At 63.4% G+C, this 25,089-nt stretch carries 23 protein-coding genes and 1 tRNA gene; 7 read left to right on the top strand and 17 right to left on the bottom strand.

Annotation, left to right across the window (positions count from 1 at the left end; all coding sequences use genetic code 11):
- Window positions 1-231 precede the first annotated feature (231 nt).
- The 3 genes from JQ616_RS07550 (at window position 232) to JQ616_RS07540 (ending at window position 4,317) form a co-directional block, all read left to right on the top strand.
- Window positions 232-744, top strand: a complete 513-nt coding sequence (locus JQ616_RS07550) for a MarR family winged helix-turn-helix transcriptional regulator (protein WP_212013428.1) — start codon at window positions 232-234, stop codon at window positions 742-744.
- 566 nt (window positions 745-1,310) lie between these two features.
- Window positions 1,311-1,796 (top strand): hypothetical protein, encoded by a 486-nt coding sequence (locus JQ616_RS07545; protein ID WP_212013426.1) that lies wholly within the window; start codon window positions 1,311-1,313, stop codon window positions 1,794-1,796.
- Window positions 1,797-1,983: 187 nt separating this feature from the next.
- Window positions 1,984-4,317, top strand: a complete 2,334-nt coding sequence (locus JQ616_RS07540; protein ID WP_212013424.1) for an FG-GAP-like repeat-containing protein — start codon at window positions 1,984-1,986, stop codon at window positions 4,315-4,317.
- 254 nt (window positions 4,318-4,571) lie between these two features.
- Here JQ616_RS07540 and JQ616_RS07535 read toward each other — a convergent pair.
- From JQ616_RS07535 to JQ616_RS07505, 7 genes are all read right to left on the bottom strand, one after another.
- A tRNA-Pro gene (locus tag JQ616_RS07535) sits at window positions 4,572-4,649 on the bottom strand.
- Between the two features lie 98 nt (window positions 4,650-4,747).
- The gene (locus tag JQ616_RS07530) at window positions 4,748-5,365 is read right to left on the bottom strand and encodes a MerR family transcriptional regulator (RefSeq protein ID WP_212013423.1); all 618 of its coding nucleotides are present in this window, start codon (window positions 5,363-5,365) and stop codon (window positions 4,748-4,750) included.
- Window positions 5,366-5,493: 128 nt separating this feature from the next.
- On the bottom strand, window positions 5,494-5,829 hold the full coding sequence (locus tag JQ616_RS07525) for an integration host factor subunit alpha (protein ID WP_035631661.1): 336 nt from the start codon (window positions 5,827-5,829) through the stop codon (window positions 5,494-5,496).
- A gap of 130 nt (window positions 5,830-5,959) precedes the next feature.
- Window positions 5,960-6,937 (bottom strand): beta-ketoacyl-ACP synthase III, encoded by a 978-nt coding sequence (locus JQ616_RS07520; RefSeq protein WP_212013422.1) that lies wholly within the window; start codon window positions 6,935-6,937, stop codon window positions 5,960-5,962.
- Window positions 6,934-7,995, bottom strand: a complete 1,062-nt coding sequence (gene plsX / locus JQ616_RS07515) for a phosphate acyltransferase PlsX (RefSeq protein ID WP_212013421.1) — start codon at window positions 7,993-7,995, stop codon at window positions 6,934-6,936. Before plsX ends, JQ616_RS07520 begins: the two co-directional genes overlap by 4 nt.
- Window positions 7,996-8,317: 322 nt before the next feature.
- A complete protein-coding gene (locus JQ616_RS07510) occupies window positions 8,318-8,914 on the bottom strand; it encodes a YceD family protein (protein ID WP_212013420.1) in 597 nt (198 codons plus the stop codon).
- Window positions 8,911-9,462 carry a ubiquinol-cytochrome C chaperone family protein gene (locus tag JQ616_RS07505; RefSeq protein ID WP_212014731.1) on the bottom strand — a complete coding sequence of 184 codons (552 nt, stop codon included), beginning with the start codon at window positions 9,460-9,462 and terminating at the stop codon, window positions 8,911-8,913. The genes JQ616_RS07510 and JQ616_RS07505 overlap by 4 nt, the downstream gene beginning before the upstream one ends.
- 136 nt (window positions 9,463-9,598) lie before the next feature.
- Here JQ616_RS07505 and JQ616_RS07500 point away from each other — a divergent pair, with 136 nt between their 5' ends.
- Window positions 9,599-10,078 carry an outer membrane protein assembly factor BamE gene (locus tag JQ616_RS07500; RefSeq protein ID WP_212013419.1) on the top strand — a complete coding sequence of 160 codons (480 nt, stop codon included), beginning with the start codon at window positions 9,599-9,601 and terminating at the stop codon, window positions 10,076-10,078.
- 160 nt (window positions 10,079-10,238) lie between these two features.
- Entirely contained in the window at window positions 10,239-11,246 is a 1,008-nt protein-coding gene (locus JQ616_RS07495; RefSeq protein WP_212013418.1) for a Bug family tripartite tricarboxylate transporter substrate binding protein, read from the top strand.
- 15 nt (window positions 11,247-11,261) lie between these two features.
- Here JQ616_RS07495 and JQ616_RS07490 read toward each other — a convergent pair whose 3' ends face one another.
- Entirely contained in the window at window positions 11,262-11,417 is a 156-nt protein-coding gene (locus JQ616_RS07490; RefSeq protein ID WP_212013417.1) for a hypothetical protein, read from the bottom strand.
- A 233-nt stretch (window positions 11,418-11,650) separates the two neighbouring features.
- Window positions 11,651-13,771, bottom strand: coding sequence for a sodium-translocating pyrophosphatase (locus tag JQ616_RS07485; RefSeq protein WP_212013416.1), 2,121 nt, complete (start codon window positions 13,769-13,771; stop codon window positions 11,651-11,653).
- Window positions 13,772-14,188: 417 nt separating this feature from the next.
- On the opposite strand from JQ616_RS07485, the gene JQ616_RS07480 reads away from it, so the two are divergent.
- A complete protein-coding gene (locus JQ616_RS07480) occupies window positions 14,189-15,166 on the top strand; it encodes a LysR family transcriptional regulator (RefSeq protein ID WP_212014730.1) in 978 nt (325 codons plus the stop codon).
- 69 nt (window positions 15,167-15,235) lie between these two features.
- Here JQ616_RS07480 and JQ616_RS07475 read toward each other — a convergent pair whose 3' ends face one another.
- The 8 genes from JQ616_RS07475 to glyA form a co-directional block, all read right to left on the bottom strand.
- Window positions 15,236-15,856 carry an FMN-dependent NADH-azoreductase gene (locus JQ616_RS07475; protein WP_212013414.1) on the bottom strand — a complete coding sequence of 207 codons (621 nt, stop codon included), beginning with the start codon at window positions 15,854-15,856 and terminating at the stop codon, window positions 15,236-15,238.
- Window positions 15,857-16,096: 240 nt separating this feature from the next.
- A complete protein-coding gene (thiL, locus tag JQ616_RS07470) occupies window positions 16,097-17,098 on the bottom strand; it encodes a thiamine-phosphate kinase (protein ID WP_212013412.1) in 1,002 nt (333 codons plus the stop codon).
- Between the two features lie 136 nt (window positions 17,099-17,234).
- Entirely contained in the window at window positions 17,235-17,729 is a 495-nt protein-coding gene (nusB, locus tag JQ616_RS07465) for a transcription antitermination factor NusB (RefSeq protein ID WP_212013410.1), read from the bottom strand.
- Window positions 17,730-17,731: 2 nt separating this feature from the next.
- Window positions 17,732-18,223 (bottom strand): 6,7-dimethyl-8-ribityllumazine synthase, encoded by a 492-nt coding sequence (ribH, locus tag JQ616_RS07460; protein WP_212013408.1) that lies wholly within the window; start codon window positions 18,221-18,223, stop codon window positions 17,732-17,734.
- A gap of 213 nt (window positions 18,224-18,436) precedes the next feature.
- The gene (locus JQ616_RS07455; RefSeq protein ID WP_212013406.1) at window positions 18,437-19,045 is read right to left on the bottom strand and encodes a riboflavin synthase; all 609 of its coding nucleotides are present in this window, start codon (window positions 19,043-19,045) and stop codon (window positions 18,437-18,439) included.
- Complete coding sequence (ribD, locus tag JQ616_RS07450) at window positions 19,045-20,205, bottom strand: bifunctional diaminohydroxyphosphoribosylaminopyrimidine deaminase/5-amino-6-(5-phosphoribosylamino)uracil reductase RibD (protein ID WP_212013404.1); 1,161 nt, start codon at window positions 20,203-20,205, stop codon at window positions 19,045-19,047. Before ribD ends, JQ616_RS07455 begins: the two co-directional genes overlap by 1 nt.
- Entirely contained in the window at window positions 20,202-20,684 is a 483-nt protein-coding gene (gene nrdR, locus JQ616_RS07445) for a transcriptional regulator NrdR (protein ID WP_016844999.1), read from the bottom strand. The genes ribD and nrdR overlap by 4 nt, the downstream gene beginning before the upstream one ends.
- Window positions 20,685-20,703: 19 nt before the next feature.
- Window positions 20,704-22,002, bottom strand: a complete 1,299-nt coding sequence (glyA, locus tag JQ616_RS07440; RefSeq protein ID WP_212013402.1) for a serine hydroxymethyltransferase — start codon at window positions 22,000-22,002, stop codon at window positions 20,704-20,706.
- 631 nt (window positions 22,003-22,633) lie between these two features.
- Between glyA and JQ616_RS07435 the strand changes: the two genes are divergently transcribed.
- On the top strand, window positions 22,634-24,913 hold the full coding sequence (locus JQ616_RS07435) for a TonB-dependent siderophore receptor (protein WP_212013400.1): 2,280 nt from the start codon (window positions 22,634-22,636) through the stop codon (window positions 24,911-24,913).
- Window positions 24,914-25,089 lie beyond the last annotated feature (176 nt).

The raw sequence follows: 25,089 nt of genomic DNA, 5'->3' as shown, positions 1-25,089 counted from the left end.
AATGCGAATGCGGCCACACTGTGTCTCGCCGGCAACGCTGGTGGTAACCCCTTTACCTACCTGAGAAAACTTGTCACACCCTATTTCGTCGAATCTTCACGCGCCCGTTATAATTACTTTACGTTCACTTGCGTTCGTTGAGGGCTTACGAGAAAAATTCGACCGCCAAGGCGGGAAACCAAGAAATAAATCAGCGCAAAGCTGAGTCGGCACCTAGGGAAGAGGGAAGCTGTGTCAGTGACAAGGAAGGATTCGACGCGGCAACGCGCCATCGAACATCTCGATCTCATCAAGCGATTTACGCTCGAGATTTCATCCATCAATTCGCATCTGGAACGGGTCCGCCAGATCTGGGGCAAGGCGCTTGGCGTCAGCGGTCCGCAATGGATGATTCTGATCGCCGTCTCCGATCTCGACAAGGACGACGGCGTGCCGATCAACGTGGTGTCGAAGCTGCTGCACGTCGATCCCTCATTCGTGACCACGCAGTCCAAGCTGCTCGAGCAGAAGGAACTCCTGCATCGTTCGCCCTCCCCGGCCGATGCGCGCGTGGTCCGGCTGTCGCTGACCGACAAGACCCGAAAGCATCTCGTTGGCCTTTCCGAGCAGCACAAGGCGTTCAAGAAAACCGTGTTCGAGGAGTTCAGCGAGCCTGAACTGGCCGAATTCACCGGCAAGCTTGCGATGCTGACCAACCGCCTCGAAAAGGCGTGCCTGATCGTTGCGATGGATGCCGAGGGCTGAAGCGGCGGCGGCGCCGCGCAAATAACGCCGAATATTCTGAATTGTCGAAATAGAGTCAGCCACACCTTGTCGTTCCCGATCCGCTCCCCGGAAGGGGCCTGCGCGGCCAAAGCATGGCCGCTTCAGCGATGAACCCACGAGCAGGCTGAATACGTAAAGCAGACAGTGACGGTTTCACTGACAGGCACCCACATCGCGGGGCTTTTCGTTGGCCCAAAAAAACAGACGACCTCAGCGCCGGGGTACGCGCTTGGGCCGCGCGTCAAGGCGTCGTCCGCCCGTTAGCGCCGGGACTGTTCGATCATGGAACCGCACCGCAGCAGTTCCTATCGCAGCCTCCAATAAGCGTGATCTTCGGTTTTGGAATCACAAGATAAAACTGCCGCCCGGCAGAAAAAAATGGAAGCCTTCGCGAGGCGATCCTCACTGTCGCACAATAGCAAGGTTCCGCTTTGTCCATGGGACCTACAGAATTGCCCCCTTCAAAAGCGGTATTGACCTCGCCTGAAAGTTGATACAAGTCAGATTTTTACAGTGTTTTTGGCAGCACGGGATGGGGCATCCCGATGGATATTTTCATGTCTACTAGCATCGCGGTCGGTGCGATTTATGGAATCGGCGCACTGGCTACATTCGGAACTTTTTCTCGCGCTGGCCCTGTGGGCATCAAGCAGATCGTTTGCACCGGCCTTTGGCCTATCTGGTGGTCGCGTACCCTGGGGCTTAAAGGGATACTCGATGCCATCGGCGGAGCGCTCGGCACCATCCTGAATGCCATCGGGAGAACGCTGGACGAGATCCTAACTGCGATCGTCAAAGTATTGTCTGCTGTCGTCGATGGAATCGATACGATCTCATACGGAACCGAAGGCAGACGCATCATATCGCTCGGCCTTGGCCTTTTCGCATGCGGTCATTTCCTCTCGAGCAATCTGAACGCATGCAGCGGTGCCGCCTGCGCCGGTATTGCGATCGAGAGCGCTGCGATGCTCTTTTCACCGGTCAACATCGGCTATCTGACATGGCTTATCTCGCAATATGCCGTTGGGTAGTCTTGCTCTGTTCATTTTTGGATAGTCTGCTCTGTTCAATTTCAGAACCAATCACCCGACCAGATGAAGGCCAACACGCAGTTTGAACGGCCTGTAACGCTGATGTGCCGGGGCATACCGCTTCCCTCTGCCCGGGTCGCAAGTCGGATCATCTTGATGGGAGCACCTCGGCTTGAGGGGTCGTGTCATGGACCTTACAGTTGGTTTGCCTGGATCCGGCGCCGATCGAATCGTTTCCGGCACGGCAGATGACGAGATCAACCAGGCGCTTGCTGACGTCGGCGCCGCAGGCGGCGGCACTGTTTCCGTGTTACAGGGAACCTATTCCGTAGACTCAAGCATATCGATTACCGACAGTGATGTGACTCTCAAAGGCGCGGGTGCAGGTCAAACCATCCTCCAAACAACCGCGGCGTATCCGGACGGCTCCCCCATCATCTTGGCTGTAGGGGTCGATAATTTCACCGTCCAGGGCCTTACCGTCGACGGACACACCAACGATACCGAGACCAATGGCATCACGGCCGTTCAGTGCTCGAACGGCGTAGTTGCCGGCTGCGAAGTGCTGCTCAACGAGGCCCACAACTACGGCATCTGGCTCGTGCTGAGCCATGACATCCAGGTTCTTGATAATCACGTCGATGGCTTCGTGCCGACGAGCGGTCAGGAAGGCATCGAGACCTGGAGCAGCGATAACGTCCTGATTTCCGGCAACACAATCGCAAACATCGGCGGTGCGGCGATAAACCTGGGATCTGTTCCCTCGCCCAACTACGGAGACGTCGAAGGCGAGAACACGAACATCCAAGTATTCAACAACACCGTAGACAACGCCACCTTCGGGACTTCGATTGGCTTGGCAGGCCCACGGTCATTCGGAGAGATCGAGATACAAAAGAATACCTACGCCGACGTCATGGTTGGCGTAAGGCTGTACGCGGTCGACCAGATGGCAGGGGACCCGGATTATACGAGCGCGACTGCAGACAATCCGCAAAGTCTCCATGATGTCGACGTCGCGGATAATCAGATCAATCTAAATCCATCGTCCAGCTTTGCCATCTTGCTCCAAAACACCACTGACCCCGGAGCAGCCAGCTTCAGCAACATCAACGCTTCCGACAATGTGATTACCGACGCGCCGGGGGACATCTTTGCTGCCTACAATTTCGACCACTACACGCTGGACGGCAACATCATCACTGCCACCACTCAGGACGTTAGCGGATCGCCATACGACGACATAATCCTCGGTTCGGCCGTGGCCGACGTGCTGTCGGGCGGAGGTGGCGCCGACACCTTCGTGTTCGACTCGCAACCGCCGTCTGGGATCGTCTATCACATCCTCGATTACGACCAGGGCAACAGCGGGATATTCGATTCGACCGAAGGCGACACTTTCGATTTCTCGGCACTGCTGTCGGCGGGCGACCCCGTCGACAGCCTTGTCCGAGTGCTCGAACCCGGGAGGGGGACGACGGGCACCATCTTGCAAATCGACCAGGATGGCTCGGCCAATGGCACGCACTGGACCACCGTCGCCCTGCTCGACGGCGTTCATGCGGGCCAAGACGTCAACGTCGCTTTCAGCACCACCCAGCCTGCCGCGACGCTCACTGTCGTCACACCAGCCTTCTCCGAGTGGCATGGCGCGTCGGCGGCCGACTTCAACGGCGACGGCAAGGCCGACATTCTTGGGCAGAACGACGATGGCTTGCCGACGCTGACGACAATGTCCGGCAGCACGGTCACGAATGGGACTGCGCTGTCCGATGTCGGCACCATGTGGCACGTCGCGGCGTCAGCCGATTTCAACGGCGACGGCAAGGCCGATATTCTCTGGCAGAACGACGACGGCTCGACCGCGATCTGGACCATGAACGGCAACCGGCCCACCGGCTATACGATGCTGTCCTATGTCGGGCCGACGTGGCATGTCGCGGCGGCAGCCGATTTCAATGGCGACGGCAAGGCCGATATCCTCTGGCGGAACGACGACGGATCGATCGCGATCTGGACCATGAACGGCACCCAGCCTACCGCCTATACGATGTTGTCCAATGTCGGGCCGACATGGCATGTCGCGGAAGCGGCCGATTTCAACGGCGACGGCAAGGCCGATATCCTCTGGCAGAACGACAACGGCTCGGCGGCGATCTGGACTATGAACGGCAGCCAGCCTAGCGCCTATACGATGTTGTCCGATGTCGGGCTGACATGGCATGTCGCGGCGGCTGCCGATTTCGACGGCGACGGCAAGGCCGATATCCTCTGGCAGAACGACAACGGCTCGGCGGCGATCTGGACTATGAACGGCAGCCAGCCTAGCGCCTATACGATGTTGTCCAACGTCGGACCGACATGGCATGTCTCGGCAGCGGCCGATTTCAATGGCGACCACAAAGCCGATATTCTCTGGCAGGACGACAGCGGCACGCCGGCGATCTGGACCATGAACGGCACCCACCCCACCGCCTATGCGATGCTGCCCGATGTCGGCAGCGACTGGCACCTTGTCTAGTGCCCCGACGTCCAACGGGCCGAGGCGATGCTCGCCCCGAAGACGAACCTCGCGCGGCTTCTGACCCGCGGTCCGCAAGTTATTGGCCGCTGGTTCGCGCTACCGATCCGAATTGTCGACCAAGGGACGGATCGGCGGCTTCGTCCCCGTGCCTCGGAGACAAGTCGGCGAACAGAACCGGTGGCTAAACGGCAACGAGTGCACTGATCGCAACCGGCTACACGATTTCGAGAATCAATCCTGCTTTTGAAAAATGGTCGGAGCGAGAGGATTTGAACCTCCGACCCCTAGTCTCCCAGACTAGTGCGCTAACCGGGCTGCGCCACGCTCCGATGCCGTTCCATTAGCTGCGATCCTGCGTTCGCGCAAGGCGCGCGGGCCCTTAAAGGGGAGCAATCCGGAGCCCGGTTCCCGTCATGGTTTCCTTGGCTCAGCCGTCCTTCATCGCCGCATCGATCATCTGCCGGCAGGCGACCAGCTCCTGCAGCACGCGTTCGAGCCGCTCCCGATCGACCGAGGGAACGGAGGGACGCACCGGCGGCGCCGCAGCGGACGCCTTCCCGGGCTGCGCAGCGGCCTTGCCCGGCTGGGCGTGCGCCTTGTAGGTCGACAGGATCGGATCCTCGTCGGGATCGACGAATCGGTAGTCGATGCCCTGCTCGTCGCCGTCGCCCTCCTCGCCGTCGAAATCGAGGCCGTCATTGCCGTCGTGCTCGTCCGGCTCGGCCATGCTGTTGCCGACCGCCTCCTCGACCGCGCCGAACGAGACGGCCGCGGTCTGGTCGGCGATGCCCTGCACCGACTTGATGCCGTGCTCTTTCAGGATCCGCTGCACGCCGCGGATGGTGTAGCCCTCGCCGTAGAGCAGCCGGCGGATACCCTTGAGCAGGTCGACATCGTCAGGACGATAATAGCGGCGTCCGCCGCTGCGCTTCATCGGCTTGATCTGCGCGAAGCGCGTTTCCCAGAATCTCAGCACATGCTGGGGAATATCGAGTTCGTCAGCGACCTCGCTGATGGTACGGAACGCATCCGGCGCCTTGTCCAAATGCCCGCTCCTCTGGCTTCAATGCCCAGCACCTTTTCCGTTCCGATTGAATCGGAACGGGGCCCAGGATGCTAGTTTTGGCGCGTTTTCTTCACGCGAACCGGGAATCCACTTCGCTTGAAAACGCGCTAGTCGGCCTTGCTGCCGTCGCCATTGGTGACGACATGGCCATTGATCCGCTGCTTCAGGATCGCCGACGGCTTGAACACCATCACGCGCCGCGGCGAGATCGGCACCTCGGTGCCGGTCTTCGGATTGCGGCCGATACGCTGGCCCTTCTTGCGCACCATGAAGGAGCCGAACGAAGACAGCTTCACCGTCTCGCCCTTTTCCAGGCAATCGGTGATCTCCTTCAGCACCAACTCGACAAACGCCGATGATTCCGTACGCGACAGCCCTACCTTTTGGTAGACCGCCTCACACAGATCGACGCGTGTTACCGTTTTTCCAGTTCCCGTGGTCATCGCCTGCCCCGCACTCTCGGCGAACAATTTCTTGACTGAAATTAAAAGCTTAGCGCGCAATGGTCAACAGCGTCCAGCATGCTGACGCATGAAACACACCGCAACCTGTCGATGCTCGCTGGCGCGGCACTCACCAGCGCACGAGCGCCGAGCCCCAGGTGAAGCCGCCGCCCATCGCCTCGAACAGCACCAGATCGCCCTTCTTGACGCGCCCGTCCTTCACGGCGACCGACAGCGCCAGCGGGATCGATGCCGCCGAGGTGTTGCCGTGCTTGTCGACCGTCAAGACCACTTTCTGCGGTGCAATATGCAGCTTGTGGGCCGATGCATCGATGATTCGCTTGTTGGCCTGGTGCGGAATGAACCAGGTGATGTCGTCGGCGTTCAGCCCGGTGGCATTGAACGCATCGACGATCACGTCGGTGATCATGCCGACGGCGTGCTTGAATACCTCGCGGCCTTCCATCCGGAGGTGCCCGACCGTCCTGGTCGAGCCGGGACCGCCATCGACGAACAGCTTCGACTTGTGGCGTCCATCGGAGCGCAGATGCGTCGTCAGCACGCCGGGATCGCTGATGGTGCCGGAATGTTGCTGCGCCTCCAGCACCACCGCGCCGGCGCCGTCACCGAACAGCACGCAGGTGCCGCGGTCGTTCCAGTCGAGGATGCGCGAGAAGGTTTCGGCACCAATCACCAGCGCCCGCTTGTGGGAGCCGGAGCGCAGGAAATTATCCGCGGTGGTCAGCGCAAAGACGAAGCCGGAGCACACCGCCTGCAGGTCGAAGGCGACGCCATGGTTGATGCCGAGCCCGTGCTGAACCGCGACCGCGGTCGCCGGAAACGTATTGTCGGGCGTCGAGGTCGCCAGCACGATCAGGTCGATCGACTGCGCGTCGATGTTGGCGTCGGCGAGCGCGGCACGCGCCGCGTTGATGGCGAGATGCGAGGTGAATTCGTCATCGGCCGCGATGTGGCGCTCGCTGATGCCGGTGCGCTGCACGATCCAGTCATCAGACGTGTCGATCCGACTGGCCAGTTCGGCATTGGTCAAAACTCGCTCCGGCAGATAGGAGCCGCAGCCGAGCACTACCGAACGTATCGCAGTCACGAGACAGCCTCCTGCGCGGTCTGCGCCTGCACCAGCGCATTGCCGTCGCGATTTAACATCTGATTGATCTTGGTGAGGAGATCGAAGTGGGCCATCTCATAGCCAACATCGACCGCATAGGCAAAGCCTTCCGCGTTGGTGCCGCCATGGCTCTTGACCACGACGCCCTTCAGGCCGAGCAGCAGGCCGCCATTCGACTTGTTGGGATCGAGCTTGTCGCGCAGCTTCTGGAACGCGCCGCGGGCAAGCAAATAGCCGATCCGCGCCAGCCAGCTCGACGACATCGCCTCGCGCAGCAGCGTGAACATCTGGCGCGCGGTTCCCTCGGCGGCCTTGAGCGCGATGTTGCCGCTGAAACCTTCCGACACGATGACGTCGGCGAGCCCCTTGCCGATCGCGTCGCCCTCGACGAAGCCGATATAGTTGAACTGGCTCGAGTTCATCGCGCGCAGCAGCTCGGCCGCCTCGCGGATTTCGCCGTGCCCTTTCATCTCTTCGGACCCGATATTGAGCAGGCCCACGGTCGGCCGTTCGAGGTTGAACAGCACGCTCGCCATCGCGCTGCCCATCACCGCCAGCGTCGCCAGATGACGGGCGTCGCCGCCGATCGTCGCACCGAGATCGAGCACCACGGAATCGCCGCGCAGCGTTGGCCATACCGCGGCGAGCGCCGGGCGGTCGACGCCGGGCAGTGTCCGCAGATTGAGGCTGCCCATCGCCATCAGCGCACCGCTGTTGCCAGCGGAGACCGCAACATCGGCCTCGCCATGCTTCACCGCGTCGATCGCAAGCCACATCGACGAGGCGCGGCGGGTCCGCCGCAGCGCCTGGCTCGGCTTCTCGTCATTCTTCACGGCGACGTCGGTATGGATCACCTTCGATACCGCCTTCAACGCCGGATGCTTGGCGAGCTCCGGCTCGATCTGAGCCCGGTCCCCGACCAGCAGGAATTCGCTGTCGGGATGACGGCTCAACGAAATCGCGGCGCCGGGAATGACGACGGATGCGCCGACATCGCCCCCCATGGCGTCAAGCGCGATACGAACCTTTTGAGGCATGTACGTCCCGGAAGCCTGCTCTCCCACAGCCCTTCAGACGAAGACCGCGAGCTTGAAGTCACCGCCGTCAACGGCGCGCGGCCAAACACCAATTCGGGTCCCGGCCGGGCCGCGACAATAGCGTGTCCACGGTCCGGCACAACCTCTTGACCGCAAAGGATGGAGTTGCCGAACCGTCACGCAACGCCACCCAACAATACCAGAAACGCGTTGTACTTCAAAATATTATGACACTTATTTGAAGTGACGCCGAACGCCGCTCGCGCAACGGCGCAGGCAAGCCATCCCCTCAAATGTTGGCGCCGGCGGCCCTCGGCTTCGCTCAACGGCCGCCTTTGGGCTTCTTGCCGTCCGGCTTGTCCTTCAGCGCCTTCAACGCCGCGAAGGGATGATTTTCCGGATCAGGCGCCTCAACCTCCTGTTCAAACACCGCATCCGCCTTACGCGGATAGGGGTCGATGCCGAGAAACAGCGCATCGGTGGCGAGCCGGCCGATGTCGATGAAGCCGCCGGTGATCGGCTCCGGCGGATCCGGCGTTTCCTCGTCGCTATCCCCGGCGTCGTCGACCAGGTCGGCCATTTCCGGGATCTGCTCCGGCGGCGCGAACACCACATCGATCGGCTCAATGATCTCATTCTCGATCGGGTCGAGCGTCACCACGCAGGTCTGCCCGATCCGGGCCTGAACTTGGCCGGTGACGTGGTAACTGCCGTCGCGCTTCGGCTGCACATCGAATTCCGCATGCGCGGAGATGACGTCGCGCAGCTCCGCGATCTCGGCGATTGCCTTGCGCGTCGCCTCATCGGCTGCGATCTCGCGATGCAGCCCGGTCTCGGGGATCTGCGCGACGTTGACCAGCACGCGCCAAGGGTCGCGGTCGCGTGACGCTTCGGGCCGCCCTGTTGTCCCACCGCTCATGCCGCAGTCCCCGCAGCCTGCGGCGCCGGAAAGCGCCACGCGCCCCTGGTCAGCGCCGCGAGGTCGGCGCGCGCCAATTCCGCCATCGCCTCCCGGGCATAGGCGGCGAGTTCGCGCGCCTTGTCGAGGCCCTCGCCATTGAGGATGTTCTTGCAGAACGACTGGGCCAAGGCCTCGTCGCCATCGGTCAGCGCCAGATCATAGGCCGCGGTGCGGCCGTAGAACGCCTCTCCGAACGCCTGCATGCGCTTGGGCACCGTGAGGTCGCCGACGCCCATCTCCCGGAGATTGTCGTCCATGTCGATGCAGAAATGATCGAACAGCGCCTGCGACAATTCCACGCCGCCGTCTGCGGATTTGAGTCGCCGCAACACCAGCCACAGATGCATCAGAAGCAGGTCAAAACGCCCATTAACCGTGTCGGGAACGCCCAAGTCACGGTAAAATAACGGTTCTCGCGCCTGCGTCACGATCATGCCATAGATGGTCTCAATGGTGCTGCGCGCGGGCACCCGGGGTTTTCTGAAGTGATTGAACGGCCAAAGCATGACGGGTTCCGGCTGCCGGTCCGCGAGGGACGCCTGTTGAGGGGTCGCCCGTTGGAGCCCGGCGTTATTGCAATCCATTGAGCTGCCCGGTACGTCAATGCCCCGGCCGATGCAAGAGGACGGATCAGATCCGCCGATGAACCACACCCTTCCCAGACAGTCTCGCGCGGCTTCCGCGCGTGGGTTCCTTTCGCGCTTCCGCGCCCTCGCGGTGGTTGGCCTCGTCTGCTCCGCCGCCCTCGGCGGCTGCACCGGCGAACAGTTCCAGAAGGGCTACATCCTGCCCGACGGCGCGCTGGAGCAGATCCCGATCGGCGCCAGCCAGGATCAGGTGCTGATCGTGCTCGGCACGCCCTCGACGGTCGCAACGCTGGACGGTGAGGTGTTCTATTACATCTCGCAGCGGACCTCGCGCCCGGTTGCCTTCATGAATCAGCGGGTGGTCGACCAGCGCGTGATCGCGGTCTATTTCGACAAGAACCGCCAGGTGCGCCGGCTCGCCAATTACGGCCTGAAGGACGGCAAGATCTTCGACTTCGTGAGCCGCACCACGCCGACGTCGGGCCAGGAAATGTCCTACCTGACCCCGCTCTTCAAGCTGCTGAGCTTTAACTAGAGCGTTTTCGAGCGAAGTGGACTCCCGGTTCGCGTGAAGAAAACGCGTCAAACGAGAGTCCAACACCTCAGCCTCTGCGCCAAGTTGTCGCGCTTGCCCGACAGGCAAGCGGTCCCCTAGGCTTGCTCACAAACAAGAAGCCTGAGCAGGGGGCAAGCGCGTGAGAGCCAAGAGATTTTCCCGTCGCACGGTATTGTCGGGCGCGTCGGCGCTGGCGGCCGCATCGATCCTGCCGCGCGCCAGTCTCGGCGCCGGCGACTGGCGGCCGAGCGAGACGGTTCGCATCATCGTGCCGGCCGCGGCTGGCGGCTCGACCGACGTGATGGGGCGTTTGCTGGCGGCGCATTTGCAGCCGCTCTGGGGCCAGTCGGTCGTGGTCGAGAATCGCTCCGGTGCCGGCGGCACGATCGGCACCGCGGAGGTCGCGCGCAGCAAGGGCGACGGCCACACCATCCTGATCGGCAATCCCGGCCCCAACGCGATCGCTTTCAGTATCTTCCGCAACCTGACCTACACGGCCGATCAATTGCAGGCCGTCTCCAACATGATCCGGATCCCGAACATCGTCTCGGCGCATCCGTCGACCGGCATCAAGTCGATCCCCGAATTGATCGCCTATCTGAAGAAGAACCCCGACAAGCTCACCTACGGCTCGTCCGGCACCGGACAGAGCCCTCACCTCACCGGCGCCTGGTTCCTGCAGCTCACCGGGCTGAAGATGACGCATGTGCCGTTCCGCGGCGCCGGTCCCGCATTGCAGGCCGCGCTCGCCGGCGACATCCAGATCCTGTTCGACAATCTTTACCCGTCGCTGCCCCAGGTGCAGGACGGCAAGCTCAACGGGCTCTGCGTCACCACGCCCGAGCGCAGCGAGTCCGCGCCCAATCTGCCGACCATGCGCGAAGGCGCGCCGGAACTGGCCAAATTCGACGTCGCGTCCTGGTTCGGCGTGTTCTTGCCGAAGACCGCGCCCGCGCCCGTGGTTGACGAGCTGAACCGCCAGATCAAGGCGATGCTGGCGCGCGACGACGTCAGGAAGAACATCAGTGGCATGGGCGCGCGCGCCGACTACGGCACGCCGCAGCAGTTCACCGATTTCGTCGATGCCGAGACCAAGAAATTCGCCGCCATCATCGAGAAGGAAGGGCTCCAGATGGAGGTCAAGTGACCGCCGCCGTCACAGCTACGACGACTTGTTGATCTTCTTGACCTTGGCGTCGGTTGCCTCGATCGACATCGCCAGCTCCATGATCGCCTGCGACAGCAGCTCGATGGCCTCCTTCTGATCCTGCGACTTGGCGGCGCGCAGCGCGTAGTTCTTGGCGGATGAGAGCGACATCGATTGATCTCCGTTTTGTCTGCGTCTGGTTATCGCGTTGTAGGGCGGATTAGCCGACTAGGTCTGCCCTGGCTCAACGGGCGAAGGCGGAAGGCGTAATCCGCCGCTCCGGTTGGAGCTGCCGGTGGATTACGCTTCGCTAATCCACCCTACGATTCCTCCAATAAAAACCCCGCGGCTTGCACCGCGGGGTTTTGCATTCGTTCGTTGCGCGCCGCTAGTGCGCCAAGAACTTAGTGTGCCAAGATTGCCAGCAGCAGCAGCGCCACGATGTTGGTGATCTTGATCATCGGGTTTACCGCCGGGCCCGCCGTGTCCTTGTAGGGATCGCCGACGGTATCGCCGGTCACCGCGGACTTGTGGGCGTCGGAGCCCTTGCCGCCGTAGTGGCCGTCCTCGATGTACTTCTTGGCGTTGTCCCAGGCGCCGCCGCCCGAGGTCATCGAGATCGCGACGAACAGGCCCGTGACGATGACGCCGAGCAGCATGGCGCCGACCGCGGAGAATGCTGCCGACTTGCCATCCGCTCCACCGCCCGCGATGAAGTAGATCAGGAAGTAGACCACGATCGGCGACAGCACCGGCAGCAGCGAGGGGATGATCATCTCCTTGATCGCCGCCCGGGTCAGCAGGTCAACCGCCTTGCCGTAGTCCGGCTTGTCGGTGCCCTGCATGATGCCGGGCTTCTCACGGAACTGACGACGCACTTCCTCGACGATCGCGCCGGCGGCGCGACCGACGGCGGTCATGCCCATCGCACCGAACAGATACGGCAGCAGGCCGCCGAACAGCAGGCCGACCACGACGTACGGATTGTTCAGGGAGAAGTCCGGGTTGACGCCCTTGAAGTAGGCATGGGCGTTGGCGTCGCTGATGAAGAATTTGAGGTCCTGGTTATAGGCCGCAAACAGCACCAGCGCACCGAGACCGGCGGAGCCGATCGCGTAGCCCTTGGTCACCGCCTTGGTGGTGTTGCCGACCGCGTCGAGCGCGTCGGTCGACTTGCGCACTTCCTTTGGAAGTCCCGCCATTTCGGCGATGCCGCCGGCATTGTCGGTGACCGGGCCGAAGGCGTCGAGCGCGACGACCATGCCGGCCAGCGCCAGCATGGTGGCGGTTGCGATCGCGATGCCGAACAGGCCGGCAAGGCTGTAGGTGACCAGGATGCCGGCGATGATGACGATCGCGGGCAGCGCAGTCGCCTCCATCGAGACCGCGAGGCCCTGGATCACGTTGGTGCCGTGACCAGTGACGGACGCGGCCGCAATCGACTTCACCGGGCGGTAGTCGGTGCCGGTGTAGTATTCGGTGATCCAGATGATCAGGCCGGTGACGGCAAGACCAACCACGCCGCACCAGAACAGCGACATGCCGGTGTACTCGACGCCATCGAGCTTGCCGAAGCCGATCAGCCAGTTGATGACGGCGGCAACGCCGATCAGCGACAGGATGCCGGTGGCGATCAGGCCCTTGTACAACGCACCCATGATCGACTGGCTGGCGCCGAGCTTGACGAAGAAGGTGCCGATGATCGAGGTGATGATGCAGATGCCGCCGATCGCGAGCGGCAGCGTCATCATGTTCACCAGGATCGAGGTCTTGGCGAAGAAGATCGCCGCGAGCACCATGGTGGCGACCGCGGTCACCGCATAGGTCTCGAACAGGTCCGCCGCCATGCCGGCGCAGTCGCCGACATTGTCGCCGACATTGTCGGCGATGGTGGCCGGGTTGCGCGGATCGTCTTCGGGGATGCCGGCCTCGACCTTGCCGACGAGGTCGCCGCCGACGTCTGCACCCTTGGTGAAGATGCCGCCGCCGAGACGGGCGAAGATCGAGATCAGCGAGGCACCGAAGCCGAGCGCCACCATGGCATCGACCACAGTGCGGCTGCCCGCTTCCAGACCCATGAACTTGACCAGGATCATGAAGTAGATGGTGACGCCGAGCAGCGCCAGACCGGCAACCAGCATGCCGGTGATCGCACCCGCCTTGAAGGCGAGCTCGAGGCCGCCGGCGAGCGAGGTGGTCGCCGCCTGCGCGGTTCGGACGTTGGCGCGCACCGAGACGTTCATGCCGATGAAGCCCGCCGCGCCCGAGAGGATGGCGCCGATCGCAAAGCCGACGGCCACCAGCAGGCCGAGGAAGTAGGCCAGCACCACGAAGATCACGATACCGACGATGCCGATCGTGGTGTACTGCCGCCGCAGATAGGCTTGTGCACCCTCGCGCACCGCGCCTGCGATTTCCTGCATGCGCGGATTACCCGCATCCGCGTTCAGGACCGACTGGGTCGCCCAGATCGCGTAGACGATGGAAAGCGCCCCGCAGAGCACAATCAACCATAAAGCTGTCATTGAATGTTGCCTCAGATCCTTGATGTAACCCCCGCGCCTATTTGTGCCGCTAGGGCGCGGCAGGCGCTTATTTTGCGAGGACAACCCTCCCCAAAACGGATTGCCTCAAATCGGGCGCGACCTTGCCAAAATCGTTACCGCTGTGCAACGCCACCTGTGGCCGAAAAGGCCGATATCGGCAGCTATTGCCGCCGTGACAAAGTTGATCCCCTACAAATTGGTCCCGCCAATCGAGGCAAAGCAGGTTCCCCGGCCTGAAACACCAAAGCTCCGGAGCTTTCATTATCGGTGGGGTCGCGGCGTATGTGCCGGAGCAGCCTGCAGCGATCTCACCATCATGACCAAAGTAAAAGTTGCAAAAATCGATCCGCCACATCACCATTGGGCCAAGCAGTGTTGCGCAATGAGGAACGCGTGATTGATCTAGAGGATCTTGCGGCATTCGCCGAGGTCGCCGATGCGGGCGGGCTGACACCGGCCGGGCGCCGTCTTGGGTTGTCGAAGTCGATACTAAGTCGCCGCTTGGCTCGGCTCGAAGATTCCCTTGGCATCACCCTATTTGTGCGCACCACACGCGGCGTCCTGCTGACGGAAGAAGGTGCAAACTTCAAAGCCTATGCCGACCGCATCATCGCGGAGATGGCGGCTGCTCGCGATGCGATGACCGCGAAGGACGAGCCGAGAGGAACGCTGCGGATTGCAGCACCTTTGTCGTTCGGACAGTCTCATCTCGCGCCGCTTTTGGCCGAACTTGGCATTCGCCACCCGAAACTACGCATTCACGCCTTCTATAGCGACCGGCTCATTGATCTCGTCGGTGAGCGTTTCGACGTGGGGGTGCGGATCGGTGCAATGCCGGATTCCACACTGCTGGCGACGCGGATTGCCCCGATCAGAAGCGGTGTTGTTGCCAGCCCGGCCTATGTCGAGGCGTATGGCGCCCCGGAGGGGCTAGATGATATCGGGCGACATGTTGCACTCGTCCATGCCGATCACCCGTGGCGATTTCTGAACGGGACCGATGTCGTGACCCTGCGCCCGCAGGGCCATTTCATGGCGGACAATAGCCAAGCGTTGCTCACCGCCGCGCTGGCGGGTCTCGGAATCGCTATGCTGCCGTCGTTCCTCATTGGACCGGGCCTCCTTTCCGGCGATCTAGTGCCCCTCCTCGAACATTATCCTTGCCCAGAAGCCGGGCTCTATCTCGTGCGACCGCCGATGGCGGGCGCGATGCCGTCGAAGGTAAAGGTACTCGCTGATCTGCTTCAGGAACGTCTCGGCCGAGACGTCGAATGGGATGCATGCCAAAAGCATCTCAAGTCCAAGAAGACCCGACGTTCGGCAAGAGCGATAGCCGCGGCGGCACCACTCGATATGAGCGGTACCGACGCGTAAACTTTGTCCAGCGGCACAACCGCTAGTTCCAATCAGGCGACGGCCCTCGCAATTGCCGTCGCGAGCAGATCAAGCGGCCAATGCCTGTATGGCGTCGAGCGCACCGCGCAGCGCGGTTTCTCGAAACTCCGGACCGACCGCCACACCTTCGGCAATGATGAACTCGATGTTATTGATGCCAATCAGCGAGAAGACCGACCTCAGGTAGGTTTCGGCGTGCTCATGTTCTGCGCCCGCTGATCCCTCTGCGTAGTAGCCCCCGCGCGCGAGGGCAACGATCACTCGCTTTCCTACCGCAAGACCGATGGGCTGGTTGGGACCGGCATAACGGAATGTTTTGCCGAACACGACGATCCTGTCGATCCAAGCCCTGAGCGTGCTCGGGACCGAGTAATTGTAGAGGGGAACGCCCAGCACGACGATATCAGCAGCCTGGAAGTCTTGGAGTGCGCTCTTACTCTCGATGATGTCATTTCGCTCGGTTTCGGAAAGGTCGCCGGTGTCCACATCCTGGGCATGCGCCGCGAAGACGCGGCCAGTCAGGTGCCGAAGGGGCTCGAGCGCCAGGTCACGGTATTGCAATTCCAGACCTGGAATTTCTTGCTTGAGACGTTCCACCGTCGCGGCCGACATTTCGCGGCTGAGGGATCCAGTGACTTGGATGCTCGTGTCGATGTGCAGCAACTTCATTTTCTCTGCTCCTAGCTTGAGACGTTTTCGCTGAGGAGAAATTGCGCTGCGTACGCTTCGAGGCTAGGTCCGCAATTTGAGACGCCGAGTTGCTAATGCCGGAACGCGGGTGGAGGCCGGCATCACCACGCGGAATCCAGCACACGCCATTCGCTCGATCGACGGAAGCGCTAGGGAACGAGCTTTGCCCGTGGCTGCAGCGATTTGGACGGATAAGCGGTGCGGAACGCCGCGGGAATTCTAGAAATGGCTGTAGGACAGCCGCTTCAGCGCCAGTTCCCGCCCCTGCCCGTCGAGGAAGCTTGGCGATGACGAACCGGCAATGAGGCCGCCGATCGCGGTCACCGCAACCTTGGCCTGCCGCGCCTCCCGCAGGAAGGCGTCCGCATGGTCGCCCGGGACCGCGCACAGCAGCTCGTAGTCGTCGCCGCCGGCAACCAGGCTCTCGATCCCGATCGCTTTGCGCGCGAGCAGGCCCGCGGCCACAGATGACAACGGGATGCTCGGCACGTTGATCACGGCCGTCACGCCGCTGGCTGCACAAAGCTTGGCCAGATCGCCGGCGAGACCGTCGGACACGTCCATCGCCGCACTGGCGTGGACGCGGACGGCGTTGGCCAGCGCGTTGCGCGGCTGCGGAACACGGTAGCGGGCGGCCAGAAAATCCCGGCCCGCCGCGTCGTCGGCCAGCGCCGCCGCAACCGTCCCATTCTGGAGCACATCAAGACCGAGCGCGGCATCGCCGATGGTGCCGGTGACGAACACGCGGTCGCCGGCCTGTGCGCCTGCGCGATGCACCATCTTGCCCTGCGGCAGCCGGCCGAACGCGGTGATCGAGATCATCAGCGGCCCCGGCGTCGAGACCGTATCGCCGCCGAGCAGCGGACAGCCGAAATCGGCAGCGTCATCGCCGAGCGCCCGGGCGAACGGCTTCAGCCAGGCCTCATCGACCTTGCGCACGGCCAGCGTCAGCACGAACCCCGCCGGGGTCGCCCCCTTGGCCGCAATGTCGGAGAGGTTCACCCGTAGCGCCTTGCGGGCCAGCGTGTCGGGCGGATCATCGGGGAGGAAATGCACGCCTTCGACGATGGCGTCCGTGGTGACGACGATGTCCTCGCCGGCCGCCCGCAGCGCGGCGGCGTCATCGTCGAGACCGAACGCACCCGGATCGGTCGCCAGCGGCTTGAAATAGCGCGCGATGAGGGAGTCTTCGCCGGAGGTGTGTTTATCGCTCTGCGACACGATACGAGACCCGTCATCCTGAGGTGCGAGCGGAGCGAGCCTCGAAGGATGCACGGCCCCAGCCGGGCCGTCGCCCTTCGAGACGGCCGCTACGCGGCCTCCTCAGGGTGACGGTCAAGCAATCATATGTCTCCACCTAGCTCCGCACAAACTCGTCGCCGCGGAACTGGCGCGCGATCTGGTCGAGCACGGCGTTGACCATGCCGGTCTCGTCCTTCTCGACAAAGGCATGCGCGACGTCGACATATTCGGACACCACAACGCGGCCGGGCACATCCTTGCGGTGCTCGAGCTCGTAGGACCCGGCCCGCAGCACCGCGCGCAGGATCGCGTCGATCCGCTTCAGCGGCCAGCCCTTCGACAGCGCCTCGTCGATCAGCGGATCGAGCTTGGCCTGATCGCGCACCACGCCGGAGACGACGTCGCGGAAGAACGCGGCTTCCGCCGGCAGATATGTCTCGCCTTCGACCTCGTTGCCGAGCCAGTGGCTCTCGAACTCGGCGAAGATGTCGTTGATCCCGGCGCCGCCGATGTCCATCTGGTAGAGCGCCTGCACGGCGGCGAGCCGGGCCGCGCCGCGCCGGTTGGCTTTTCGCTCAGGGGCTTTGCCGGGTTTGTTGCTGTCAGCCATGATCAGGCCTTCGCCAGGCGGCGTTTGATCCGCAGCATCGCGATCGCCGCGCGCGCCGCGTCACCGCCCTTGTTCAGCTCGCTGGCGCGCGCCCGCGCCCAGGCCTGCGCCTCGGTGTTGACGGTGAGGATGCCGTTGCCGAGCGGGAATTTCCGGCTGACGGCCAGATCCATCAGGCCGCGCGAGGATTCCTGCGAGACGATCTCGAAATGGATGGTGTCGCCGCGCACCACGCAGCCGAGCGCGATCGCCGCGTCATAAGGCTTGCCGTTCGCCGCGGCGGCATCGATCGCGATCGCGATCGCAGCCGGAATCTCCAGCGCGCCCGGCACCGTGATCACGTCGTGGCCGGCGCCGGCCGCCTTCAGCTCGGCCAGCGCGCCTTCCAGCAGCGCATCCTGGATGTCGTCATAAAACCGGGCCTCGACGATCAGCACGCGTGCGCCTGCGATGTCGGTCTGGTCCTTCAGGGGTGCGCGCCGCGCGTCAGCCATTGCAATACCAATCGGAACTTGGGGAGGATTTGTGCAGCGTTTTAGGCGCAGCAGGCGGTAAAGCCAAGGGCAATACTGGCCCGGATGTCACCGCGATCAGCCTGATTTTTCAGGCCGGTGTCGCCGGTAACGCATAGGCCAACCGGCCGGAAATTGCCCGAGGCGAATAAGCCAGATAGGGACGCCCGTCTCCGGGACAATCCCAGGCCGAGCCTATTTCATCTCCGACAGCCGCGCAGCATAGCGGGCCATCAGATCGACCTCGATATTGACCTCGCTGCCGGCCTTCCAGCCGCTCAGGGTCGTGACACTGAGCGTGTGCGGGATGATCAGCACCGAAAACGTGACATCGTCGACCGTGTTCACGGTCAGCGACACGCCGTCCAGCGTGATCGAGCCCTTGGTGGCGATGAAACGCGCCAGCTCGCGGGTGGTCCTAAGCTCGAACCGCGCCATGTCGGGCAGGTCGTCGCGCTTGACGATGGTGGCGATGCCGTCGGCATGGCCGGCCACGATGTGACCGCCGAGTTCGTCACCGATCTTGAGCGCGCGCTCGAGGTTGAGCCGGCCGCCCTGCCCCCAGTACTTGGCGGTGGTCATGCCGAGCGTCTCGGCCGCGGCATCGACGTCGAACCAGGTCTTGCCGTCGGCGGTGCCGGAGGCGACCACGGTGAGGCAGACACCGTTGCAGGCGATCGAGGCGCCATCGGCGATCGTGGTCTGGTCGTAGTCGCAAGCGATCCGCAGCCGGTGCAGCTGCCCCTGCGCGACCGGCTTCAGGCTTACGATCTCACCGATATCGGTGACAATTCCGGTAAACATTACGCACGCTCGTAGATATTGAGACTGTCTTTGCCGAGGGTTTCGCTAGCACGAAGGGCGAAGGCGGGCGACTGCGTGATTGCGTCCAGCGGCAATGCGTCCAGCGCGGGAACGCCATCGGCACCGATCGCGTCAGGCCCGCGCAACAGCCAGATTTCATCGACAAGACCTGCCGCCACGAAAGAATTTGCCACGCGCGCGCCGCCCTCAACCAAAAGCCGAGTGATCCCCTTCTCCGCCAGCGCATGCAAGACGGCCGGCAAATCGAGCCCCGCGGGCTCGCTCGCAGCCACACGGATCACCTGCGCACCGGCGGCGCCGAGCTTCACCGCGGCGGGCGCCTCCGCCATATCTGATGTCACCACCCAGAGCGGCGTCTCACGGGCGGAATGCACCAGGCGGCTGTCACCGGAGATCCGCAGCGCCCGGTCGAGCACGACCCGCACCGGCGAGCGCGCCGCCATGCCGGGGAGCCGGCAGGTCAGCAGTGGATCATCGGCCTGCACCGTGCCGATGCCGACCAGGATCGCATCGCTCTGCGCACGCAGCTGATGCACGCGGGTCCGCGCGGCCTCGCCCGTGATCGCAACGGGCTTGTGGCCGCCGGCTGCGATCTTGTCATCGGCGGATACCGCGAGCTTGAGGATCACATGCGGGCGCTGGTCGCGGATGCGGTGGAAGTGTCCGGCATGGTCATGCGCGGCTTCGGCCTGGCACAGCCCGACATCGACGACAATTCCGGCGGCGCGCAGCTTGGCGTGCCCCTTGCCGCCGACCTCCGGATTGGGATCCTCGATCGCCGAGACCACGCGCGCAAGCCCGGCCGCGACGACGGCGTCGGCGCAGGGCGGCGAGCGGCCGAAATGCGAGCAGGGTTCGAGCGTGACGTAGAGCGTGGCACCGCGCGCCGCCTCGCCGGCGCGCCGCAGCGCCTCGACCTCGGCATGCGGGCGGCCGCCCGGTTGGGTCCAGCCGCGGCCGACGATCACACTATCCTTGACGATCACGGCGCCGACCGCTGGATTGGGCCAGGTGCGTCCGAGCCCGCGCCGGCCGAGCGCGAGCGCAAGCTGCATGAAGCGCAGATCGGCCGCCTTGGCTGCTTCCTTGGCCTCTTTGGCTTTCTGCGCGAACTGGTCTTCCAGAATCCGGAAGATCATTTGCGTAGCGTCGCGAGCCGCGGGTCCTCTTCGCCGGTCAGCTCGTCGAGCACGGCTTCAAAGTCCTTGGCCTCACGGAAATTGCGATAGACCGAGGCGAAGCGCACATAGGCGACATCGTCGAGCTGGCGCAGATGCTCCATCACGATCTCGCCGATCGCCTCCGAGGAGACCTCCGCCTCGCCGCCGCTTTCGAGCTCGCGCACGATGGTCGACACCATCTTCTCGACCCGCTCCGACTCCACCGGGCGCTTGCGCAGCGAGATCTGCAGCGAGCGCACCAGCTTGTCGCGGTCGAACGGCACGCGGCGGCCGTTGCGCTTGATGACGGTGAGCTCGCGCAGCTGCACCCGCTCGAAGGTCGTGAAGCGGAAATTGCAGGCCATGCAGACGCGGCGCCTGCGGATAACCGCGGAGTCCTCGGTCGGACGCGAGTCCTTGACCTGCGTATCGAGAGAATTGCAGCTCGGACAACGCATCCGACGAGACCTCTACCTCTTAATAGATCGGGAAGCGATCGGTCAGCGCCTTGACGCGCTCCTTGATCGCGGCCTCGACCAGCGGCGCCTTGCCGTCGGGCGACTGCGCCAGCGCGTTCAGCACTTCCGCGATCATACCGCCGACCTGCTTGAATTCGGCGACGCCGAAGCCGCGCGTGGTCGCAGCCGGCGTACCGAGCCGCAGGCCCGAGGTCACGAACGGCTTCTCGGGATCGAACGGAATGCCGTTCTTGTTGCAGGTGATCGCAGCGCGCACCAGCGCCTTCTCGGAGACGTTGCCCTTCAGCCCCTTCGGCCGGAGGTCGACCAGCATCAGATGGTTGTCGGTGCCGCCGGACACGATGTCGAGGCCGTGGCCGCGCAGCGTCTCCGCCAGCGCCTTGGCGTTCTCGACCACGTTCTTGGCATAGACCTTGAAGTCGGGCCGCAGCGCCTCGGCGAACGCGACCGCCTTGGCCGCGATGACGTGCATCAGCGGGCCGCCCTGCAGGCCGGGGAAAATCGCCGAGTTCAGCTTCTTGGCGAGCGTCTCGTCATTGGTGAGGATCAGGCCGCCGCGCGGACCGCGCAGCGACTTGTGCGTGGTCGTGGTGGTGACGTGGGCGTACGGCACCGGCGAGGCATGCACGCCGCCGGCGACGAGGCCCGCGAAATGCGCCATGTCGACCAGGAGATACGCACCGACCGAGTCGGCGATCTCGCGGAAGCGCTTGAAGTCCCAGGCGCGCGAATAGGCCGAGCCGCCGGCGATGATCAGCTTCGGCTTCGCGATCTCGGCCTGCTTCTGCACTTCATCCATGTCGATGATCTGGTCCTCGCGGCGCACGGTGTAGTGCGCGGCCTTGAACCACTTGCCGGACATGTTGACCGGCGAGCCGTGGGTGAGATGGCCGCCGGCGGCGAGGTCGAGACCCATGAAGGTATCGCCGGGCTGCAGCAGCGCCAGAAACACCGCCTGGTTCATCTGGCTGCCGGAGTTCGGCTGGACGTTGGCGAACTGCGCGCCGAACAGCTTCTTGGCGCGCTCGATCGCGAGGTTCTCGGCGACGTCGACCCACTCACAACCGCCGTAGTAACGCGCGCCCGGATAACCCTCAGCGTATTTGTTGGTCATCACCGAGCCCTGCGCCTCCAGCACGGCGCGGCTGACGATGTTTTCGGAGGCGATCAGCTCGATCTCATGGCGCTGCCGGCCGAGCTCGCCCTTGATCGCGGCAGCGATCTCGGGATCGGCCTCGGCGAGGGTCGCCGTGAAGAAGGAATCGGGCGCGGAGGCGGTCTTGGTGGATGAGGTCATCGGCGAAATATCTCCACCGCCGCAAGCCCTTAGGCAGGATGCGGACGGTCACGAGTGGCGGTCGAAGCTGGTTTCAGAGCGTTATCACATCGCCCCACAATGGCCAAGCGGTTGCGGTCCCCGGCGGTCAATTATGCCAGATATGGTGGGGATGGCGGGGATTGCCAACCGGCCGCGCGCCCAGCCCCGCCGCCCCACTTCTCTCCCCGACCGGCCCCGGTTCCAGCTGGCCGGCACAGCACACGGCCGTGGAATGGAACGTGACGTGCCCCTTCCCGATCGCGTACCTGCCGGACCGGTGACTGAGATGTTCGCCCCTTCGCATTTCGCTAAAACAGAACCGAACGACCTGCGACGCGCTCGATCATCACGCGTTCGATCACGATGCATCGCGTCGACGAGACGATGACTTGCGCAACGCATTTTGAATCGTTCGAATTTTGAATCGTTCAACACTGGATCGATTCAAAGCTCTCACGTGATGCGTGCAACAACGCGTCGTACTCCGTTGTCTCCCGGTCACACATGCAAGCTTAGCGCACAGCTTCGACAGCTTCTAACTGCGCGCGGGCTGTCAACGAACATCAGCGTGATAACGACGCCGAAGCAAACTTCTCTTTGGGGGCGTTGAATGACGGACGGATGGATTCGGCCGCAGCGGCTTGCTGCGTCGACTTTGGTGGTGCTTTCGATTGCGGGTGCGGACGAGGTGTTCGCGCAGACGCAATTGCCGTCAGTGACGGTCGATGCGCCGTCGCAACGGCAAGCGGCGCGATCGCAGCAGCCTTCGCAACGGACCACGCGTGCGCGCAGTGCTACACGCCGCGCGACAACCGCCCCGGTCGCCGCGCAGCCACAGGCCACACAGCAGGCCGCAGGCGCCGGCGGCGGACACGAGCGCGCCAATGGTCCGGTCACCGGCTATCTGGCGCGGCAGAGCTCGAGCGGCACCAAGACCAGCACGCCGATCATCCAGACCCCGCAATCGGTCAGCGTGATCAGCGCCGAGCAGATCCGCGACCAGAAGATCGTCAGCAAGTTCGACGAGGTGCTGCGCTACACGCCGGGCGTGATCGGCGGCACCTACGGCGCCGATTTCCGCAACGACTGGTTCATGATCCGCGGCTTCCCCGCGCAGAACGAGTCGCTGTTCCTCGACGGCCTGCAACTGTTCTATACCTCCTATGCGAGCTGGAAGCTGCAGCCCTTCAATCTCGAGCGCGTCGAGGTGCTGCGTGGTCCCTCCGGCATCCTGTATGGCGGCTCGGCGCCCGGCGGCCTCGTCAACGCGGTGAGCAAGCTGCCGTCCGCCGACCCCATTCGCTACATCGAGACCGGCGTCAACAATTTCGGCAACGCCTACACCCAGTTCGACATCGGCGGCGCGATGGCGCAGCCGGCCGGCGGCCAGGTGCAGTATCGCCTGGTCGGCCAGGCCCAGGGCGGCGGCACCCAGACCGACTATGTCTACGACAACAACTTCTTCTTCGCGCCGTCGGTGACCTGGCGGCCGGATGCCGACACCAGCCTCACGGTGTTCGGCATGGCCTCGCACAGCAACACCCGCGCGCTGAACTTCCTGCCCTATGAAGGCACCGTCACCAACGCACCGTTCGGCCGGATTCCGACCAGCCTGTTCGTCGGCGATCCCAGCGTCGATCAGTTCCGCCGCGACCAGGAGATGGTCGGCTATCAGTTCCAGAAGAGCATCACCGACAACGTCGACTTCCGCCAGAACGCGCGCATGGCGCATGTCGACGTCTACTATGCCGGCCTCTACGGGCTCGGCTACGCGACGACGCCGGCGGCCGCCGACATCACCCGCGGCAATTTCTACACCCGCGGCATCGCCACCCAGCTCAACCTCGACAATCAGGTCGAATACCGTTTCGCCACCGGCGCGCTGCAGCACACCGCGCTGGTCGGCGTCGACCTGAAATATTACGGGATTGACGACCGCCAGGGCTTTGGCGCGGGCACCAATCTCAACGTGCTCAATCCGGTCTATGGCAACAACCAGCCGTTCAGCGGCGCGCTGTATCAGAACGCCTATCTGACCCAGGGCATGGCCGGGCTCTATCTGCAGGATCAGGTCAAGCTCGACCGCCTGACGGTCGTGCTGTCCGGACGCCAGGACTGGGTCGATCTCAGCAACAACAACCGGATCGGCGCCGATCAGAGCCGCCAGGACAGCAAGTTCTCCGGCCGCGTCGGCGCGATCTACAATTTCGACTTTGGCGTTGCGCCCTACGTGTCCTACATGACCGGGTACAATCCGGTTGTTGGCACCAATGCCGCCGGCCAATTGCTGTTGCCGGAGACCTCGGAGCAGACCGAGATCGGCGTCAAGTATGAGCCGGTCGGACTCAATGCGCGGTTCGGCGTCGCGCTGTTCGACCTCAAGCGCAAGAACGCGCTGACCACTGATCCGAACAACACCTTGTTCCAGACCCAGAACGGCGAGGTCACCTCGCGCGGCGTCGAGCTCGAGGCGGTCGCCAACATCACGCGCGATTTCAAGCTGGTGGCGAGCTACACCAACTACGAGCTGTTCGTCAGCAAGGACCTCAATTCCGCGCTGATCGGCACCGTGCCGACCAACACGCCGCGCGAGCTCGCCTCGGTGTGGACCGACTACACCTTCCGCGATGGTCCGCTCACAGGCTTCGGCCTCGGTGGCGGCGTACGCTATGTCGGCTCATCCTTTGCCGACACCGCGAACACCGCGCGGGTTCCGGGCGTCGTGCTTGGCGACCTCGCTTTGCACTATGAGTGGGACAACCACTGGCGCGCGGCGCTCAATGTGGTGAACATCACAGACAAGATCTACGTCGCGAGCTGCGCCACCATCAGTTCCTGCTACTATGGCGATCGCCGCCGCATCACGGCAAGTCTCGGCTACAAATGGTGAGCATGCCGCGACGCACTCTGTTCACAAATATCGAGACAAAGAGCGACCGCGTTCGGCCGCCGCTCTTTTTCCGCCGCCGTCAGGGTGGTGTCAGCATGTCGCGCTAGGTTTCGCGCTGCGGCGATATTTGCCGCGCCCAGACTGGCCCGCTCCGAAATGCGAGCCCCGGAGCGGGC

The sequence above is a fragment of the Bradyrhizobium tropiciagri genome, assembly GCF_018130545.1.
In the GTDB taxonomy this organism is placed as follows: domain Bacteria; phylum Pseudomonadota; class Alphaproteobacteria; order Rhizobiales; family Xanthobacteraceae; genus Bradyrhizobium; species Bradyrhizobium tropiciagri_A.
Note: the sequence above shows the minus strand (reverse complement) of the source record. Positions and strands in the feature narration are given on the sequence as shown.

Coding starts and splice junctions, on each gene's coding strand:
- JQ616_RS07435 (WP_212013400.1), top strand. CDS start 22,634: ATGACGGACGGATGGATTCGGCCGCAGCGGCTTGCTGCGTCGACTTTG.
- JQ616_RS07545 (WP_212013426.1), top strand. CDS start 1,311: ATGGATATTTTCATGTCTACTAGCATCGCGGTCGGTGCGATTTATGGA.
- nrdR (WP_016844999.1), bottom strand. CDS start 20,684: ATGCGTTGTCCGAGCTGCAATTCTCTCGATACGCAGGTCAAGGACTCG.
- JQ616_RS07525 (WP_035631661.1), bottom strand. CDS start 5,829: ATGACCACGGGAACTGGAAAAACGGTAACACGCGTCGATCTGTGTGAG.
- ribH (WP_212013408.1), bottom strand. CDS start 18,223: ATGGCTGACGCGCGGCGCGCACCCCTGAAGGACCAGACCGACATCGCA.
- plsX (WP_212013421.1), bottom strand. CDS start 7,995: ATGCCTCAAAAGGTTCGTATCGCGCTTGACGCCATGGGGGGCGATGTC.
- JQ616_RS07500 (WP_212013419.1), top strand. CDS start 9,599: ATGAACCACACCCTTCCCAGACAGTCTCGCGCGGCTTCCGCGCGTGGG.
- JQ616_RS07505 (WP_212014731.1), bottom strand. CDS start 9,462: ATGCTTTGGCCGTTCAATCACTTCAGAAAACCCCGGGTGCCCGCGCGC.
- ribD (WP_212013404.1), bottom strand. CDS start 20,205: ATGATCTTCCGGATTCTGGAAGACCAGTTCGCGCAGAAAGCCAAAGAG.
- JQ616_RS07485 (WP_212013416.1), bottom strand. CDS start 13,771: ATGACAGCTTTATGGTTGATTGTGCTCTGCGGGGCGCTTTCCATCGTC.
- JQ616_RS07490 (WP_212013417.1), bottom strand. CDS start 11,417: ATGTCGCTCTCATCCGCCAAGAACTACGCGCTGCGCGCCGCCAAGTCG.
- JQ616_RS07510 (WP_212013420.1), bottom strand. CDS start 8,914: ATGAGCGGTGGGACAACAGGGCGGCCCGAAGCGTCACGCGACCGCGAC.
- JQ616_RS07455 (WP_212013406.1), bottom strand. CDS start 19,045: ATGTTTACCGGAATTGTCACCGATATCGGTGAGATCGTAAGCCTGAAG.
- glyA (WP_212013402.1), bottom strand. CDS start 22,002: ATGACCTCATCCACCAAGACCGCCTCCGCGCCCGATTCCTTCTTCACG.
- JQ616_RS07540 (WP_212013424.1), top strand. CDS start 1,984: ATGGACCTTACAGTTGGTTTGCCTGGATCCGGCGCCGATCGAATCGTT.
- nusB (WP_212013410.1), bottom strand. CDS start 17,729: ATGGCTGACAGCAACAAACCCGGCAAAGCCCCTGAGCGAAAAGCCAAC.
- JQ616_RS07475 (WP_212013414.1), bottom strand. CDS start 15,856: ATGAAGTTGCTGCACATCGACACGAGCATCCAAGTCACTGGATCCCTC.